Annotated in this window: 12 protein-coding genes and 1 other RNA gene; 10 read left to right on the forward strand and 3 right to left on the reverse strand. The window is 50.7% G+C overall.

Features of this window, described 5'->3' with window-relative positions; all coding sequences use genetic code 11:
• The first annotated feature begins 37 nt into the window (after positions 1 to 37).
• Positions 38 to 1366, forward strand: a complete 1329-nt coding sequence (locus G556_RS0108245; RefSeq protein ID WP_028822430.1) for an MATE family efflux transporter — start codon at positions 38 to 40, stop codon at positions 1364 to 1366.
• On the opposite strand, the gene G556_RS0108250 is transcribed toward G556_RS0108245, so the two are convergent.
• Together G556_RS0108250 and G556_RS0108255 are read right to left on the reverse strand one after the other, a co-directional pair.
• Positions 1363 to 3576: an NADP-dependent isocitrate dehydrogenase gene (locus G556_RS0108250; protein ID WP_028822431.1), complete on the reverse strand. Its 2214-nt coding sequence runs from the start codon at positions 3574 to 3576 to the stop codon at positions 1363 to 1365. The two genes, G556_RS0108245 and G556_RS0108250, sit on opposite strands and share 4 nt — an antisense overlap.
• A gap of 65 nt (positions 3577 to 3641) precedes the next feature.
• The gene (locus tag G556_RS0108255) at positions 3642 to 4109 is read right to left on the reverse strand and encodes a GatB/YqeY domain-containing protein (RefSeq protein WP_028822432.1); all 468 of its coding nucleotides are present in this window, start codon (positions 4107 to 4109) and stop codon (positions 3642 to 3644) included.
• Positions 4110 to 4211: 102 nt separating this feature from the next.
• Here G556_RS0108255 and prfB point away from each other — a divergent pair, with 102 nt between their 5' ends.
• From prfB to ssrA, 7 genes are all read left to right on the forward strand, one after another.
• Complete coding sequence (gene prfB, locus G556_RS0108260; RefSeq protein ID WP_016455867.1) at positions 4212 to 5321, forward strand: peptide chain release factor 2; 1110 nt, start codon at positions 4212 to 4214, stop codon at positions 5319 to 5321.
• A 60-nt stretch (positions 5322 to 5381) separates the two neighbouring features.
• Complete coding sequence (gene ftsE / locus G556_RS0108265; RefSeq protein WP_028822433.1) at positions 5382 to 6068, forward strand: cell division ATP-binding protein FtsE; 687 nt, start codon at positions 5382 to 5384, stop codon at positions 6066 to 6068.
• A 21-nt stretch (positions 6069 to 6089) separates the two neighbouring features.
• The gene (ftsX, locus tag G556_RS0108270) at positions 6090 to 7004 is read left to right on the forward strand and encodes a permease-like cell division protein FtsX (RefSeq protein WP_016455869.1); all 915 of its coding nucleotides are present in this window, start codon (positions 6090 to 6092) and stop codon (positions 7002 to 7004) included.
• A 27-nt stretch (positions 7005 to 7031) separates the two neighbouring features.
• Positions 7032 to 8363, forward strand: coding sequence for a M23 family metallopeptidase (locus G556_RS11140; RefSeq protein ID WP_051176807.1), 1332 nt, complete (start codon positions 7032 to 7034; stop codon positions 8361 to 8363).
• 179 nt (positions 8364 to 8542) lie between these two features.
• Positions 8543 to 9019, forward strand: coding sequence for an SsrA-binding protein SmpB (gene smpB / locus G556_RS0108280; protein ID WP_028822435.1), 477 nt, complete (start codon positions 8543 to 8545; stop codon positions 9017 to 9019).
• Positions 9016 to 10860 carry a DUF2207 domain-containing protein gene (locus G556_RS0108285; protein WP_028822436.1) on the forward strand — a complete coding sequence of 615 codons (1845 nt, stop codon included), beginning with the start codon at positions 9016 to 9018 and terminating at the stop codon, positions 10858 to 10860. The genes smpB and G556_RS0108285 overlap by 4 nt, the downstream gene beginning before the upstream one ends.
• 85 nt (positions 10861 to 10945) lie before the next feature.
• Positions 10946 to 11314, forward strand: a transfer-messenger RNA (tmRNA) gene (ssrA, locus tag G556_RS11325).
• Here the strand turns inward: ssrA and G556_RS11485 are convergent.
• On the reverse strand, positions 11293 to 11544 hold the full coding sequence (locus G556_RS11485; RefSeq protein WP_155941790.1) for a hypothetical protein: 252 nt from the start codon (positions 11542 to 11544) through the stop codon (positions 11293 to 11295). The genes ssrA and G556_RS11485 overlap by 22 nt on opposite strands.
• 271 nt (positions 11545 to 11815) lie before the next feature.
• On the opposite strand from G556_RS11485, the gene G556_RS0108300 reads away from it, so the two are divergent.
• Both G556_RS0108300 and G556_RS10725 read left to right on the forward strand, forming a co-directional pair.
• Positions 11816 to 12664 carry an HAD family hydrolase gene (locus G556_RS0108300; RefSeq protein WP_028822437.1) on the forward strand — a complete coding sequence of 283 codons (849 nt, stop codon included), beginning with the start codon at positions 11816 to 11818 and terminating at the stop codon, positions 12662 to 12664.
• Positions 12665 to 13314: 650 nt separating this feature from the next.
• Positions 13315 to 15683, forward strand: a 2369-nt coding sequence (locus tag G556_RS10725) for an InlB B-repeat-containing protein (RefSeq protein ID WP_036916246.1), incomplete at its 3' end; no start/stop codon positions are given.

Genomic DNA, 15683 nt, shown 5'->3' on the forward strand with positions numbered 1-15683 from the left:
TGAGTAGAAACCTATTTTTATTCCAGAGGTCCAAGTTATGAATGAAGCCAGGAAGCCGACGGCAGCGAAAGAAATTTTGCGTCTCGCGGTTCCTACTCTTGGCGCTTTGCTCGTACAACCTGTTTTGCTCCTTGTCGATTCGGCAATCGTGGGCCACTGGTCGACTGATTCACTCGCCGGTCTTGGGTTAGCGCAAACAGTTTTATTGACGATAGTCGGGCTCTGCGTTTTTTTGGCTTACTCGACCACTGCGGCCACGGCTAGGGCGCTCGGCGCAGGAAAACTCGCCAACGGTCTAAAGGCTGGAGTAGACGCAATCTGGCTAGCTATTTTCATCGGCATAGCGGTCGCAACTTTGACGGCTTCATTCGGCGGCTGGATACTTGGACTCTTTGCTGCGGAGCCATCGGTTATTTCTGAAGGCACGAAGTATCTTGCGGTCAGCGCGATTGGGTTGCCTGCCATGCTTTCTGTCCAGGCAGCAACCGGCGTTATCAGGGGGCTTCAAGATACGAGGACGCCGCTCCTTGTCTCTTTGCTCGCTGCGGTCGTGAATGTTCCGTTATCTGTAGTTCTAGTTTTTACCGCCGGTTGGGGAGTGGTTGGTGCCGCTGTCGGAACCGTCGTCGCTCAATACCTGATGGCAGTAATACTCGTTTCTATTGTTTGGAAGAAAGCCATTCAACATCAGATCAGTCTGCGCCCAGAAATGAGTGGCGTAGCTAGCGCATGGCGCGGGGGAGTGCCGATTCTGGTCAGAACATTGGCCATGAGAATCGGGATGTTGATGCTTTCTGCGTGCGCAGCGAAACTCGGCACTACGCAGCTTGCAGCGCATCAGATCGTTCTGAACCTGTGGAATTTGCTGGCTAACGGACTCGATGCTGTTGCAATCGCGGCCCAATCTATAACCGGAAAATACTTAGGCGCCGGTGACGTGAAATATGTACGAAGCGCCACCAGGCAGATGACTCGTTGGGGCGTGTTTGGTGGGACGGGTGCAGCCGCATTAGTCCTAGCTTGTTCGTGGCTGTTACCTAAACTTTTTTCACCAGACGTAGACGTTCAGGGTGCTATTAGCGTTACGTTGCTGGTGGTCGTTATCTGTCAGCCACTAGCTGGCTATGTTTACGTGCTGGACGGGGTGTTGATGGGGGCAGGAGATACCGTTTATCTGGCTAAAGTCAGCGCATTCAATCTGCTTTGCTTCATCCCCGCCATCGTTTTGTGGATCTGGTTGGGCCTGCAGGCTAACCCAGGGCTGGTTTGGCTGTGGATCGCCTACGGTGGATGGTATATGGCGCTCAGAGCCGTTACGCTCTGGATTCGCCAGCGCAGCAATAAATGGATTCGAGTGGGCGACTAAAAGCTTTCAATAATTCGGTTTAGTGTCTTGCTGGGACGCATGGCAGAACTTAATTTATCGTTAGCAGGAAGATAATATCCGCCAAGGTCCTCAGCTGAACCTTGAGCCTGTCGAAACTCCGAGACAATCCGTTCGCTGTCCGAAGAGAGTTTTTCTGCTAGTGGCGAAAAAACTCTCGACAACTCTGCGTTTTCGTCTTGTGCGGAGAGTTCGCGTGCCCATCTTTTAGCAAGGTGAAAATGACTTTCTGGGTTGTCGATTTCTCCGACAGTCCTACTCGGTGAGCAATCGTCTTCGAGCAGGCTCTCTATTGCCTTGTCTAGGGTCTCGGCAAGAATATTTGCCTTTTCGTTCCCGTTGGACTCCCCGTACTGCTCTAGGGAAGCGCCCAGCGCCATAAATTCGCCAAGCGAGTCCCACCTGAGGTGTCCTTCTGAAACAAACTGCTGGACATGTTTAGGAGCCGAGCCACCAGCACCGGTCTCAAACATTCCGCCGCCGTGCAGCAAAGGGACTATGGAAAGCATCTTCGCAGAAGTGCCCACCTCGATGATCGGGAAAAGGTCGGTGAGGTAGTCCCTCAAAACGTTTCCGGTTACGGCAATTGTGTTTTCTCCGTTACGCAGTCGCTGGAGGGTATATCTCGTCGCCGAGACCGGGTCCAGAATCTTTATTTCCAGGCCGACGGTGTCGTAGTTTGGTAAAAATTTGTTTACCAACTCAATCAGTTTGGCATCGTGAGACCTATTCTGGGCCAGCCAAAATATGGCTGGCATTCCTGTCGTCCTGGCCCTGTTTACTGCTAGCTTTACCCAATCCTCGACGGCTACGCGCTTGGTTTGGCAGCCACGCCAGATGTCTCCAGCTTTTACAACGTGCTCGAGCAACAGCTCACCGCTGTCGTTAACTACCTGAACCACACCGTCAGCAGGAATTTCGAATGTCTTGTCGTGGCTGCCATACTCCTCCGCGGCCATCGCCATCAAACCAACATTTTGAACGGTGCCGAGTTTTTCGGGCTGGTAAGCGCCAAACTTTCTGCAGTCGTCAAGAACAGTCTGGTAAACACCCGCGTAAGAGCTATCAGGGATGACGGCCAGCGTGTCCTGAAGGTTGCCATCGGAATTCCACATTTTGCCGCCCGCTTTAATCATGGCGGGCAGCGAAGCGTCGATGATCACGTCGCTGGGCACGTGCAAATTCGTGATGCCTCTATCGGAATCGACCATCGCAAGACGTGGCCCGGACTCTAGCGATTCAGCGAAAGCTCGCTTAATCTCTTCGCGTTCAGGAGATTCGAGATTTTCTAAGGAGGCAAGCACCTGAGCCAAACCATCGTTCGGACGAGCTCCGGCGTCGGCAAGCTGCTTCGCGTATTCTTCAAAAACTGGCTCAAAGAAGGTTCTTACTGCGTGGCCGAAAATTATCGGATCGCTTACCTTCATCATGGTTGCCTTCAGGTGAATCGAATACAGCAGATCCTGCGATTTTGCCCGGGCAACGCACTCTTTAAGGAATTCGTCTAATTTTGCCGAGTTCAGAACTGTGGCATCGAAAATCTCGCCCTTTGCAAGGCGAAGATCGTCCCGTAACGAGACCACGGTTCCGTCATTCTGTTTGAGCTGAACAGTCAGGATTTGATCTCTGTTAGAGACGAATGTTTTTTCGTTATGGGCGAAGTCCTCATCCTGCATCGTTGCGACATTCGTCAAGCTGTCACTAGCAAAAGGCTTCATCTCGTGGGGATGCTTGCGAACATAATTCTTGATGGCAAGGGGAGCGCGACGATCGGAATTACCCTGTCGAAGCACGGGATTCACCGCTGATCCCTTTACCGAATCGTAGGCTTTCTTTATTCGTTCCTGTTCGTCGCTAACTGGCTCGTCGGGGTAATCGGGCACCGAAAAGCCCTTATCTTGAAGCTCAGCGATTGCTGCCTTTAGCTGGGGAATAGAAGCAGATATGTTTGGGAGTTTAATTATGTTCGCATCGGGGCTGTGTGTAAGTTCGCTAAGTTTGCCCAGTGCGTCCACGACCTGATCTTCGGCTGGTAACCACTCTTTGAGAGCAGCAAGGATGCGTGCGGCTAAAGAAATGTCGCTTACCTCGATATCTACTCCGGCCTTCTTCGTGAAGGCCTCGATGATCGGTAACAGTGAGGCAGTGGCTAGCGCGGGAGCCTCGTCCGTTTTCGTGTAGATGATGGGCATGAAACACTTCCTTTTCAGCCGAAAAGATCAGATCGGATATCTTGACGTTAAGATAACATCTTTTATTAGCTCAGTCGGGAGCGAACCATCGTGGCGACGGTCTTGCCATCTGCGGCGCCAGCAGCCTTTTCGTTTACGGCCTTTACGATGGATCCCATCTGACGCATGGTGGGCTTTTCGCCTAGCTCAGCCTGCGCAGCTGCGACTGCTTCGTCGACCAATTTCGCCAGTTCATCTTCGCTTAGCTGCTTGGGTAGGTAGCGGTGTAAGAACTCTGCTTCAGCAGTTTCCGACTCTGCTAGCTCTGGCCTTCCCGCATCGATATAAGTCTGAGCGGACTCTTCGCGAGCCTTAACCTCTTTAGTCAGAATCTTCAATTCTTCGGCATCGGAAAGTTCGTGCTTTCCAGAGCCCGAAACCTCCGCGTTCAGGAAGGCGGCCAGGGCCATCCGAATAGTCGATTTGGCAAGCTCGTCCTTCGCTTTCATCGCGGCGGTCAGGTCTTTCTTTAGCTGAGTTTTAAGGGTACCCATGTCTTCTCCTTATTGTTTTATTTCTATATTGGCACTAAGCAACGACAATTTTCCTGCTTGGCTTAGTCAGCACGTTGCACTGGTGCAGTAGACTTGTTTGTCGTGGCTATCGCAGACCTTCTTGAAAAGCTTCCAGACCTCGAGCATTCCATGCGCTCTATCGAGGCGGTCGTCGACGTTGAATCAAAGAAAAATCAAATTCACGACCTTGAGAAGCAGGCCGCTGCACCCGATCTTTGGGACGACCAAGAAAACGCACAACAGGTCACTAGCAAGCTGTCGCGGCTTCAATCAGAGGTCGAGAGGGTAGAGAAATTGCGTGGTCGCTTGGAAGACGTCCAGGTGCTCATTGAGTTGGCTTCAGAGGAAGCCGACGAAGAAGCTGCGTCCGAAGCTAGCAAAGAAGTAACTGCCCTGAGCAAAGAAATCGACGCTCTTGAGGTTCGCACTCTTTTAAATGGGGAATACGACGAGCGAGATGCACTCGTGACGATTCGTTCCGAAGCCGGAGGCGTAGATGCAGCAGATTTCGCCTCAATGCTGCTTAGGATGTACCAACGCTGGGCCGAACGCAACGGCTACTCGGTCGAGGTCTATGACATCAGCTACGCGGAAGAGGCCGGAATTAAGTCCGCCACATTTGCGGTAAAGGCTCCCTACGCATACGGCACGTTGGGTGTAGAGCAGGGCACTCACAGGCTGGTTAGGATTAGTCCCTTCGATAACCAGGCGCGTCGGCAAACTTCATTCGCGGGTGTCGACGTCCTGCCGGTAGTTGAAGAAACCGACCACATCGACATTCCCGAACAGGACATCAGAATCGATGTCTTCCGCAGTTCCGGGCCCGGCGGCCAGTCGGTTAACACCACCGACTCTGCGGTTAGAATTACTCACCTGCCAACCGGAATAGTTGTTAGCTGCCAAAACGAGAAGAGCCAGATCCAGAACAGGGCTGCCGCTATGCGAGTTCTTCAAGCTCGCCTGTTAGAGCGAGCCCGTCAGGAAAGGGAGGCCGAAATGGCTGCCCTAAAGGGCGATGGTGGCAATTCTTGGGGCTCCCAGATGCGCTCATACGTCACACACCCATATCAAATGGTTAAAGACCACCGCACAAATTACGAGACCGGTAACACCGATGCAGTGTTCGATGGAGAGATCGACGAATTCATTGAGGCTGGGATCCGGTGGCGTCGTCAGCAGGAAAACGCATAAGAATTCCCGCTTAGGCGTGTATGTCACCAGTTGGTTAAATCGTTAGGTTAGCCTTCAAAAGTGATCACGTTTGAAGATGTTTCCAAGGTCTACCCAGGCCAGACGGAGCCTGCGCTGAGTCGCGTTAGCGCAGAGATAGAAAAAGGCGAGTTTGTTTTCCTTGTTGGGGCTTCTGGATCCGGCAAGTCCACTTTTCTGCGGATGATTATTCGCGAGCACAGGCCAACTTCTGGACGGGTGTTTGTGCTAGGAAAAGACCTTGGCAAGCTTCACCAGTGGAAGGTTCCGGCGTTGCGTCGCCAGATTGGCGCGGTGTTCCAAGACTTCCGTCTGCTTCCGGGGAAAACCGTGGCTGAAAATATTGCTTTCGGTCTTCAGGTTTTGGGCAGGCCACCGGCAGAAATCGATGAGAAGGTTGCCGATACCCTTCAGCTAGTTGGGCTTCGCGGCAAAGACGACCGACTCCCGGAAGAGCTCTCGGGTGGCGAACAGCAACGCACTGCTATCGCGCGGGCGGTGGTAAACGATCCGAAAATCTTGATCGCTGACGAGCCCACTGGCAACCTCGATCCCCAAACGAGCGTTGGTATCATGAAGCTCCTCGATCGAATAAATAGGCGTAACACCACCGTCATCATGGCTACGCACGACTCGACCATCGTCGACCAAATGCGACGTAGGGTTCTCGAACTTGAAGACGGCAAACTCATCCGCGACCAGGCGCGCGGTGTCTACGGCACGGCGTAAGCCAGTTTCGAAAGGAAAATAATGCGTTACACACTCCGCGAAACCTGGTCCGGTCTTAAGAGAAACCTCTCGATGACCATTTCGGTCATAGTAACCATGACCGTTTCATTAACCCTTTTTGGTCTTTCTGTATTGACCTTTGCCGAGGTGGACCGCGTCAAGGGACGCTGGTACGACAAAATTGAGATCTCGGTGTACTTGTGCGCTAAAGACAGTGCGGGCAGCACGGCTGGCGGTAATTGTGAGCCTGGCCAAGACACCTCTCAGGTGCAACGAGACCTGATTCGGGAAAGGCTCGAAGCTAACCCGCAGGTTGAGCAGGTTTTCTATGAGTCGAAGCAGGATGCTTATGACGAATACCGTCGCACCTATGCCGATTCTCCTTTGTTGGATAGCCTAACCGTCGAACAAATGCAGGACTCTTTCCGGCTAAAGCTGGTGGATCCGCAGAATTATCAGGGAGTGGTCGCAGAGGCAGAAAAATTGCCTGGAGTCCAGAATGTGCTCGACATGCACGAGGTCCTGGACCCTGTTTTCAGTGTTTTGAACGGGCTTAAGTGGGGCACACTGGGGATGTCCGGGCTCTTGCTGGTTGCAGCTATGCTCCAAATCGGTAACACGATCACGATGAGCGCGTTCACCAGACGCAAGGAAATCGGGATCATGCGTTTGGTGGGCGCATCGAACTCTTATATCTTGTTGCCGTTCCTGCTTGAGGCGTTGTTTGCAGGCCTCATAGCGATAACTATTTCGGGTATTTCGCTGCTTGCTACCTACTACTTCTTAATTGATCAGAAAGCTAAAGTCTCAATTAAGGCTTTACCCTGGATTACGTGGAGCGACGCCTGGTTGGCCGTCGGATCGGTTGCTTTATTAGGCGTGGTGCTCTCTATTATTCCAACGTTATTCGTAACCCGGCGCTACCTGAAGGTGTGACCGGCATGAAACGTTGGAGTGATAGTAGTGGCGGTAAATCAAAAAGCGCTGAAGTGCCTGGTGGGTGCAATCACATTCGTCACGTGCTTCTCTCTGGCAGTGCCCGCCGACGCCGATGAACTTGATGCCAAGAAATATCAGTTGGCTGGGCGTATTAACGAAGCAAACTCGAGCATCAATTACTCCAACGAAAAGCTGGACCAAGCATCGAAGCTGTTAGCTTCGTCCCGCAGCGAATTGGCAGATGCGCAAGCAGTCCTTGCTAAAGCAGAAGCCGATTTGTCTCAAGCAAACGACGCCGAACAGCAACGAGCTAAAGAACTTGGGGCTGCAGAGGCGCAGCTTAATGAGCAGAATGAGAAGATAACCAAGGGCAAGAAAGCTATCGACGAGCAGCGTAATAAGGCTGCTGCCGAGATGCGTACCATGCACCAGCAAAATACTGCGTTGCTAAGCATCGGTATGTTGCTCAGTGAAAACGGCAACACATCGGACATCAACTCTCGAGTCCAGTGGGCACAAACTCTCTACAACAGCAACGTTGGCGAGATTAAGCGACTAACTCAGATGCAGCTGGACAACCAGAAGGCGCAAGAAGATAAGGCTGTTGCCGAGAATCAAGCGCGACAGCTTCGTGATAGTGCTGCTCAGCAGGTTGAAACCAAGAAGGCAGCAAGCCTCGCTGCTCAGAACGCGAAGACTAAGGTCAACGAACTCGTGGCCGCCAACGAGCAGGCCGAAGCTAGTGCTAAGCAGGCGGTTAATCAAGCAATCTCTAATCGCGATTCCATGCAGGCTCAGATGAACCAGGTTACTCAGCAGATTAATGCTCGCGACGCTGCAGCTGAGAGAAGAGCCGCCCAAATCGAAGCAGCTCGTCAGGCAGAACAGGCCGCTAAGGCTCAGCAGCAGAGCCAGGCTGCTCGCTCGGCACCAGCGCCCGCACCTAGCAGGAGTGGCAGGCTGTTTAAACCCGCTAACGGACCTTACACTTCGCCTTTTGGATGGCGATTCCACCCGATCCTCAAATACAACATGCTTCACACGGGAACTGATATTGGTGCCCCTTGTGGTGCTCCTATCTATGCCGCAGAATCAGGAGTGGTCGTTAAGTATGTGCCTACCGCATATTCTGGGGGATACGGTAACCGAGTCGTCATTGATCACGGTGTGGTCGGAGGGAACCGCATGACCGCGGCTTATAACCATGCGACTAGTTTCGTAGTTGGGGTAGGTCAGTCAGTCAGCAGGGGCCAAGTGATCGGTTATGTGGGCACGACCGGGTATTCGACCGGATGCCATCTTGACTTTGAGCTTTGGGTAAACGGACAGATTACCGACGCAGCTCCTTATCTATAAAACATTGGTATTGCCCCTTGTGGATGGCAAGATGTTCTAGCTAATGCGCAAGGGGCATTAATTTTAATAAGAGAGTCTTTAAGCTTTTTCTTTTATTGATTGTGGGAACCGTTTTTTCGTTTTCGCTGCTGCCGTAAGCTAGATACGGACATTCAGCTAACACTGCGAGGGAATGAATAGTGCCCAGAGAAAAAGGCGAAAAGGTCGTTGCGCGCAATAAAAAGGCCCTGCACGACTACAACATAGGTGAGAAGGTGGAGGCCGGAATGGTCCTTACCGGCACCGAGGTTAAGTCTTTGCGCGCTGGTCGTGCTTCTTTGGCCGACGGATTTGCCACTATAGATGGTGGTCAAATCTGGCTGCGTAATGTGCATATCCCTGAATATGAATTTGGCACCTTCAATAACCATGCGGCAAAGCGCAAACGCAAACTTTTGTTACATAAGAAACAAATCCATCGCCTTGAACGTGCGCTTTCTGGTGCTGGTCGCACTCTTGTTCCGCTTGCTATCTACTTCAAAGACGGCTACGCCAAAGTGGAGGTAGCAGTGGGAACTGGTAAGAAGGAGTGGGATAAGCGACAATCTATTGCTGCTCGGGATATGGCCAGAGACGTTGAAAGAGAACTCTCCATCAGGAGGAAACAAGGCCGATGAAAAAATTTGCTGCAGTTTTCTCCGTTATTTTTCTGGCGCTCCTGGGCTGTTTCGGGTTTTCGACCACTGCTAGTGCCACTAGCGACTCGATAGATTCTTTCAAAGCTGTTTACAACATTCGTGAAGACGGAGTTATTGAGGTTAACGAGACTCTGGTTTGGCGTTTCGGCAGTGGTTCTGGAAGACACGGAATTAATCGAGATTTCATAGTCCGAGAAGCCTGGGATGAACAACACGATGCAGTATTCAAATATGAGAATATGCAGGTGACTAGCCCAGATGCGTCTGCGGAAGTTAGCACTGAGAAATTTGATACCGGTGAGCGAGAGGAACAGCTTAGGTATCGAATTGGCAGCTCGGATAAGCTCGTTCTAACGCCAACTGCAACCTATAATTTCTCCTACGAGCTCCGCGGTGCGCTAAGAACTGCAGATGGTGATGAGCAGCTTTACTGGGATATTTTGACGTCGTCAGTGCCAACAATTGAAAATCTTGAAGTTAGAGTTAAGGCGCCACAAGGTGTTCAAAAAGTCCAGTGCTTTGTTGGCTCTGTGCATAGCCATACACCATGTCATATTTCGAAAATTGAAGATGGCGAAGCAATCTTCAATCAATCACCTAACTTGAGCCAAGATATCTTTACGGTAGCTGCAGGGTTTGAGCAAGGTGCGGTGAAAAACGCAGAGCCGATACTGGTTGAGAATAAGCAGCTTCAGGAACAAAGGAAACTTAAGCGCTTTGCAGCAGCTTCTGGAGTAGGTGCTGTTGCAATGAGCATTGCTAGTGCTTTTGTGGCGCGTCGATATTTGCGTCGACGTAGGGATGATAGATTCCAAGCGGTTGCGCCGGGAAATATACCGACTGATTTCCAGAATGCTCCAATCATTAAAGACGATGGCAAGGCACTGATCCCAGTTTTCTTCACGCCACCTAATCTTCCCGTTGCATACGCTGGAGTGCTAGAAGATGGCGTATTTAATTCAAGAGAGACGACAGCGACTTTAGTCTCCTTGGCGGTACGTGGTCACTTACAGATTAAGGCTGAGGTGGCGGACGGTGGAATGAGCATTCGAAAGGCATATTCGCCAGATCCGGTATTGCCCTATGAACAACGGATGCTCGACTCATTATTTGCTAATAATTCTGGCGATGAAGTTCATCTTGACGACTATGGGCAACTCGAGTCAGAACACTCCAGGCTAAGGAAAGAAGTAACTAACGGTTTATTGAATGAGGGTCTGTTTAAGAAACTCGGTGGCAGAAAACGTTTCGGTATCAATGGTTCGACTTTGCTTCTATTCTCTTTTATACCCATCGGGTTCAGCGGGATTTCCCTGCTGGATTTGGTGTCCAATAAAATGACGCTTTTCTTAGCAGTGGTTTTTACTCCTGCGATTTTCGCAATGATCTGGGTGATGCATAAGACTAAGCGTGGCACTAGAACTGCTGTTGGAACTGCATTTACTGACCAAGTTGTGGGGTTCAGAAAGTACCTTGCGACTGCAGAGGCCGATCAACTCAGGTTCGAAGAAGGCCAAGATATTTTCAGTCAATATTTGCCTTGGGCGATTGTCTTTGGCGAGGCTGACAGATGGACGAAGGTATGCAGGAAATTGATTGAGATGGGGCGCATACCTAACAACACGCCGTATTGGTACTACGGACCTAACTTCTATGACATGATGTATTACAATTCCTGGTCTCGTATGGCATCTAATGTGCAAAAAGCTGCTTCGCCTGAACCTGTTCAGAGCGGCAGCTCTGGCTTTGGTGGCGGATCCGGCTTCTCTGGAGGCCACTCTGGCGGTGGCGGCGGCGGATCTAGCATGAGCAGTTGGTAGCTTACTGGCTGCTTGATACTATGGAATGTCCAATTGCGCGGATGCGTTAGTTGTTTGATAAATAAATAGGGGATTAACCCCAAATGGGGGTGACTGGTTTCGACTGGGGAGAGTAGCTCTAGGAGAAGCGGGCCGAGAAGCCAAGGTCGACTCGTTAATGTTCCTTGGAAAACAATAAGTGCCAACAATCGCACTGACTTCGCTCTCGCTGCCTAATTGTAGTGATCGAAGGGTCAGCCCGGATGTAGCCTTCCGTCCGGTTCCTGGCCTCGTTTAGAAGGCTTGCTGCACGTCTTTTGCTTGAGGCGGCGTGCGGGACTTTTATCAAGCTAGGCTTGGCTGCAACTTGCCGACATGAGTGCAGAAGCCGAGAATACCGAAAACGTCGGCTGCGCCCGGAGAAAACCTGGACTGACTTGTCAGGACGCGAGTTCAATTCTCGCCACCTCCACTCACGACATGCGTGTCGAACACTATGTCGCGAACCCTACCTTCGGCTTTGGCGGCTTCTAAACCGTCAAAGCCGATTTGGTTTTCACCATCGCAGAAAACGCCATCACCACGCGCGACCCGGGTGAATACGACAGCCGCTACAAAAAGCTCGAGAAACGCTTCCAATAGGAAGAACAAGAACGTCAGGCAATCAATTACCAGATCGCTGACCTCACTACCCGCCCAGCACAAGCCTCCTTAGTCCGCGACTGTCTAGCCACCCAGCCGCCACTCGAATACAGTGAAGAGGCATGGAACATCCTAGTAGAGCAAGCCATCATAGATACTGACGGCTCCATCAGCATCAGCTTCAAAGATCACGCCTGATTCGCAAGCTGAACGCAGCCTCGGCCACCGCTGGGCCACCAGCTGGGATGTGGTAGCCTTGAGCAGGCTAGCCGCGAAATTACGCGCCGCGCCGCAGCGGCGTTGTCCCTGTGGCATCTTTTCAGAAAGGGTTTTTGTGCCTGTTACGCCGACCGATCTCGCGCCCTTACGCGCGGCCGCAGCGGGTGTCAAGCTTGTTGTCGTTGATATGGACGAGACGTTCTTGCTCCCCGGGAAAGTGTTTCCCGCATGGGGTAACGAACTGGTTGACCGTCTGCGCGAGCGCGGCATTATTTTCTGCCCAGCCTCGGGGCGCCAGTATCAAATGCTCGCGCATATGTTTTCCACCCACGTGGAGGGTATGCCGATTATCGCGGAAAACGGTGCGAATGTTCGCCGGGATGGTATACCCCTAGCGACGACGACACTCCCTCAGGCCACGAGCACCCGCGTGGTAGAGATTGTGCGGGAGCTCGCGCGCGCGGGCCAGGACGTGGGCACGGTCCTCTGCGGTGAAAAAGCGTATGCCGAGCGCACCGACCGCGCTTTTTTGGACGAAGCTCTTGCTTATTACCACGCCAATGAGATCGTCGCTGATCTCCTGCCTCACACGGAGGGCTTGTACAAAATCGGGGTGCTAAGTTTCTCCGATCCTCTCGTGGAGGTTATCCCGCGTCTGCACGCCCTCGGCCCAGGAGTCGATGTGGTGCGCAGCGGGGAGCTATGGACTGATGTTAACCCCGCGGCAGCCACGAAGGGCACCGGTCTAGCTGGCTTGCAAGCCAGCCTGGGGATAACCACGGCCCAGACCCTTTGTTTCGGAGACTTCAATAACGATATTCCTATGTTCGAACACGCCGACTTTAGCTTCGCGATGGCTAACGCCCAGCCGGATGTACTGGAGTGCGCCCGCTACGTAGCGCCCTCCAACGCGGATAACGGTGTGCTCACCGTGCTCAACGAGCTCTTCGACCTAGGGTTCTAGTTTTCGCTGGGCTGGCCGCGGGTGGCTCCTCCTCATGCTCTTCGGAGCTCCCTCTTGCGGTGCTGCGGCCGGCGGTAGTGGCTCGGAATGGGGGGGGGGATCGGATCGGAGCCGTCCGCCATCGCGTTGGACGCAAGCAGGTAGTAGCCCACCAGGGTGTGATCGATACGCCCCCCGTCTAGCTGTCTGAGGTGTCGCTCGCATGGCTCAGTTAGTCAGATTTCTAGGCCGACGGAATTCTCAGAGAAGCAAGCGACAAAAAGTATTGTTTCCGCCAAAAAGCGTGCGAGTCGCTAAAAGGTTTACGGTTTCGCAGGCCGGATCTATAACCTAGAGCGGACGTGGAGTAACTGCACGAAGCTAGACCTTCTAAATTAAGCAGTAAAAGTTTCTCACGTTTTTTTGTAGACATTCATTCCAAATCACCGTTAATCAATGATTTGATTACCAAAAATAATTAATTTAAGTATAGCAATTTTTGCATCTATAAATTATGCGTAATGGAATTATAGCTAATCTGTTTTATTTGGTTAGATATCTTTATGTAGCTGTAACCATCAACCTGAGCTCGACGGTTTGGTTTCCTGGATGAAACAGTGGTAATTTTTAAGGGGAATGGACTCAACTAGCATCCTGGACAGGAAGGTCTCATGTTCGACCTCAAGGACAAGCCCGGTTCTTTTGCAACGCTTGCCGGCAGAGCGCTGCTTAAACCAGCTCTTATTCTTAAAAAAGTACTGATAGTAACCTTGGCCTGCGCCTTGGGTTTTACGCTATCGACCCCGTCCCTGGCTCATGCCGAGGATCTACAGATTAGCTCCCAGGCTGACGAACAAAGCGTCAATCCGACGCCAGAAAACACTCCAGGCGTAGAAGCTACTTCGCAGTCAGGCGACGGGCTAGAGATAGGGCCGGAGATTATTGGGCAACCCGTTGGTGCAGCTGTAAAAGCACCGACCGTTAATGATGTGTTGTACGATGCTACAACGATTTCCGGAGCCAATTTAGCAAAAACTAAAGTTAAAGTTGGTAAAAAGAATGTAACTGTAATAGCAACAGTCCATGTATCATTAAAAGGTGAAGACGGCGCTGAAAAAGCCAATCTTTCTGTTACACCTACAACTGGAAAAACCTGGAAGGTAGATCTACCTGGGGGCGTTAAAGTTGCAAAAGGCGATACGGTTACTGTTTACCAACAAATAGGTGAAGACAAATCACCGGAGGTAACTAAAAATGCACAGCCATCTAAAGCATCTACAGTTACTCTTAAAATGCCGACAGGCGAAATTTGGATAGAGCAAACTTCATTCAATATAGTTAATAAAGATGAACAAACAGAAGCTATTCAAAAGTTGAAAGATGCGAATAGCGGAATAGCAGGGGATATTAAATCTGTTAAGTTTTCCATTGATAGCACTGACCATGCTTATTATGAAGTAACTTATACTGATGGTTCGACATCAGGCAAAGTCGAAGCTACAAATTTAACAATAAAACAAGTTACAGAGACCTCAAGAGCGCCTGAGATTGACAGTATTACAATTGTAGACAATGTAGTTAAGGGAAAACTGGCCGGACCGGGACCTTTTGACGGCATAAAAGTACAATTAGTCGTTAATGTTAATAAGGGTAAACAAGGTCAATATACTAATGAAAATAAGTGTTCAGTTGATAAAGACTCATCTACGCCAATAGAGGTAAATGTACAAAGCGATGGAACTTTTTCCTATACTTTACAAGCATGGGATAGTTTAACTCTCGACCAAATAGTTGGTGTTTCTGTAAAAGAACCCCATAAATTTGTATCTTGTTCCACAACAACTGTTAAACCGGTACCGGTAGAAAAAACAGAAGTTAGAGACCCCAGAAAATTAACTGGTGACGATAAAAAAGCAATTGATGCCGTTATAAGAAAAGCATATACAGTAAATGGAGAATCTAAACTACCAAACGGAACTGGAGACTGGGATGGAGTTCCGGCAGTTATACAATTTGATGACAGCGGCAATGTTAAGATATTTAGTGGTAATGATGTAGCAGGTGATTGGGACTGGGACAATGGTGGGATATTTGTTCCGGAAAAAAATGATGATGGTTCAGTTAAGATAAAAGAAGGGGCTGAACCCAAAATAACAATCCCAGCTAAAGATCTGTTGAAAAATATCGCACCTAAGTCTCCTGCGATTGCGGTAGATACTAATACCGGCACAGTCACCATTACTCCACCGGCTTATGAAAATCCCGGTGATGATACCGACTTGCTGTCTTACACCGTCACCTATAAGGATGCTGATGGAGCGGAGAAAACCGTCACCGCAAAGCGAGATTTAGGCACCAATAAATGGAGCGGAACTGGCGTTGATGCGGACACCGGTGTGATAACGCTGGGTGTCGAAGACGTCAAAGTTGGGGGAACCATCACGGCAACCGCTAAGGACAATGGTGGCCTCGAAGGTGACACCGATAAGCTCGATTCAGATCCGGCGAGCAAGCCCCTCGAAACTGCCACTGTCAGCTACGATGCCAACAAGGGCACCGGCGAAATGTCAGGTAAGACCGTAAATAAGGGCGCTGAATATGAGATTCTACCCAATGCTTTTGTGGCTCCCGCGAACGAGAAATTTAGGACCTGGCTGATTGACACTGACGAACACAAAGCAGGAGATAAAATCCGAGTTAAGAAAGACACCACTATAAAAGCCATTTGGCAGGACATCGAGGTGAAGGTTTCCTATAACGCTAATGGCGGCAGTGGTGAAATGACGGGCAAAACCTTGAAGAAGGGCAGTAAATATACCCTGCTTGAAAACACCTTCAATGCTCCGGATGACACTCAGGAATTTAAAGCCTGGGAAGTTGACGGCAAAGAAGTACCTGCGGGTACCGTGATTACCGTTGACAAGGACACCACGGTGAAAGCTGTTTGGAAGAAAATCCCGGTAAACGTCACTTATGACGCTAACGGCGGTAAGGGCAGCATGGATGGTGCGACTGTTGATAAGGGCAGTGAGTACACCGT

Origin of the sequence: Propionimicrobium lymphophilum DSM 4903 (assembly GCF_000423485.1) — a bacterium.
GTDB classification, from domain to species: Bacteria; Actinomycetota; Actinomycetes; order Propionibacteriales; family Propionibacteriaceae; genus Propionimicrobium; species Propionimicrobium lymphophilum.